We start from the raw sequence: 2756 nt of genomic DNA on the forward strand, positions 1-2756 counted from the left end.
CGACCACTATTTTACCAATCTGCTGATTGGACTCCAGATAGTGATGCGCTGCTACTATCTCTTCAAATTTAAAGCTTCGATCAATGACAGGCTTGAGTGTTCCCTCGGATAAACCCGAGTGGATAAATTGCTTTGCTCTGCGAAAACGCTCGATGTCTTTTATAACTTCAGTAAACACATATCCCCTAACTGTCAGACTTTTACGAAGTGCTATTTTTAAGGGAAAAGGAGTGACTTCGGGACTTAATGCTCCGTGTACTATTATTGTTCCTTCAGGGCTCATTGCTTCAGCAATTTCAGCTATCTGCGGCCCACCGACAGCATCAAATGCGACTTTTAAATTGTTTTCTCCCAAGATACCTCTCAAGCTATCCAGCAGCGGTTCTTCTTGGGCTGCAATCACATGGGCCGCGCCAGCCTTGAGCACAGCAGCCTTTTTAGCTCCTGTTAGAGTTGTAGCGATAGGGATACCCCCCAGAGAATTCACAATTTGAATCGCAGCCAATCCAACACTGCTCGATGCGGCGGTTATCAGTACTGCATCGCCTTTTTGCACGTTAGCAATTTCGACCAAAGCGCCATAAGCTGTCAGGTACTGCATCCAAGCTGCTGCGCCTTCGGCAAAGGTTAGCCCTGCTGGTTTGAGTGCCACATATTCATTTGGTACGACAACCTCTTCTGCGTAGCAGCCGTTCTGAGAAAGCCCCATCTGAGGGACAATACAAACCTCGTCCCCAAGGCGTAAATGATTTACCTCTTCCCCGACTTCAATGACTATCCCGGATGCTTCATAGCCGATTCGCGAAGGGAAGTCAGCCTTTTCTATATAGCTGCCTCGCCTAAACATGGCATCAGCACGATTGAGCCCAACAACTTTGACCGCAATACGTACATCAGTGGCCTGCAAACTTGGACTCGCCAGCGAGTCAATAGTTAACACCTCGGGCCACCTAATTCATGGAAACGAACAGTTCGAATTAGTTTTCTTGAGCTCATATGCATCCTCAACAATAACCTTTTAAACGGAGTCAAGCTTTCAGAGAGTTAATTGTTTTAATATTCTCACTTCGTTCCGATGTATAGGGCGGTATAGAGTATGTACCCACAGCATGTGCTACTAAATCACTCACCCCCTCAGAGTACAGAGAAACCTCCCCAACCACGAGAGTACGGCCGACTTTTATCAGAGAACATTCCGCAATGATTCGCTCATTTGCCGATGGCTTACGTAAGAAGTTGATGTTAAGGCTAGTTGTTACTGCCAATGGCACGATGCCAATTTTACCAAGTATCGCCACATAAAGTGCCACATCAGCCACACTCATTAAAACAGGCCCCGAAACCGTTCCGCCAGGACGTAATTCATCCTGACCTACATGATGAGATACAGTCGCTCCACCGTTGCTCACGGCTTCCACAACGCATTTGCTTTGTGGAAACTCCGATTTCATGAAAGCGATAACTTCTTCTTTTGTAGCTGTCATTGAGACTCCTTAAATATTTATTCACGTTTATAGGCACCTGGTGAAGCGTTGCTCCAAGACTTCTATACCCCATTGTGAGCCTAGTTTCTCTTCCACCAATGCAAAGCCCTGACTTTCGTACAGAAGCTAGAATTTTATCATCCCGTTTGATCGTCTAAATCTCATTGCTTGGGTTATCTAGCCTTCCAATAAATTCCCCCATGCTACTCGCCACTGAACACGCAAATTCCCGACCAAAATCAGCCACTGTCGAGTAATAATGGGCATGCATCTCCGTAACACGTGCAATCAAAATGAATGTCCCTGATCTGATCGTAAGATTCTGATTTAGTTCATTCGATTTCCGCAACAAAGCCCACGCTAATTATTATCAGGCACTGACTGAGTTGAGATACTAGCGGAAGCTACGAACTGTTAATCAAGTTCGACCACTATTTTACCAATCTGCTGATTGGACTCCAGATAGTGATGCGCTGCTACTATCTCTTCAAATTTAAAGCTTCGATCAATGACAGGCTTGAGTGTTCCCTCGGATAAACCCGAGTGGATAAATTGCTTTGCTCTGCGAAAACGCTCGATGTCTTTTATAACTTCAGTAAACACATATCCCCTAACTGTCAGACTTTTACGAAGTGCTATTTTTAAGGGAAAAGGAGTGACTTCGGGACTTAATGCTCCGTGTACTATTATTGTTCCTTCAGGGCTCATTGCTTCAGCAATTTCAGCTATCTGCGGCCCACCGACAGCATCAAATGCGACTTTTAAATTGTTTTCTCCCAAGATACCTCTCAAGCTATCCAGCAGCGGTTCTTCTTGGGCTGCAATCACATGGGCCGCGCCAGCCTTGAGCACAGCAGCCTTTTTAGCTCCTGTTAGAGTTGTAGCGATAGGGATACCCCCCAGAGAATTCACAATTTGAATCGCAGCCAATCCAACACTGCTCGATGCGGCGGTTATCAGTACTGCATCGCCTTTTTGCACGTTAGCAATTTCGACCAAAGCGCCATAAGCTGTCAGGTACTGCATCCAAGCTGCTGCGCCTTCGGCAAAGGTTAGCCCTGCTGGTTTGAGTGCCACATATTCATTTGGTACGACAACCTCTTCTGCGTAGCAGCCGTTCTGAGAAAGCCCCATCTGAGGGACAATACAAACCTCGTCCCCAAGGCGTAAATGATTTACCTCTTCCCCGACTTCAATGACTATCCCGGATGCTTCATAGCCGATTCGCGAAGGGAAGTCAGCCTTTTCTATATAGCTGCCTCGCCTAAACAT

Annotated in this window: 2 protein-coding genes and 1 pseudogene; all 3 read right to left on the reverse strand. The window is 46.2% G+C overall.

Annotated features, from left to right (window positions below):
- Positions 1 to 996, reverse strand: a pseudogene (locus tag D9T21_RS16115) (zinc-dependent alcohol dehydrogenase family protein); the annotation flags it as partial.
- Between the two features lie 32 nt (positions 997 to 1028).
- On the reverse strand, positions 1029 to 1484 hold the full coding sequence (locus D9T21_RS16120) for a PaaI family thioesterase (RefSeq protein ID WP_014976569.1): 456 nt from the start codon (positions 1482 to 1484) through the stop codon (positions 1029 to 1031).
- Positions 1485 to 1898: 414 nt separating this feature from the next.
- Positions 1899 to 2756 (reverse strand): zinc-dependent alcohol dehydrogenase family protein (locus D9T21_RS16125; protein ID WP_123325995.1); only part of this gene is annotated, 858 nt, incomplete at its 5' end.

The organism is Marisediminitalea oceani, from assembly GCF_003731635.1.
Lineage (GTDB): Bacteria > Pseudomonadota > Gammaproteobacteria > Enterobacterales > Alteromonadaceae > Alteromonas > Alteromonas oceani.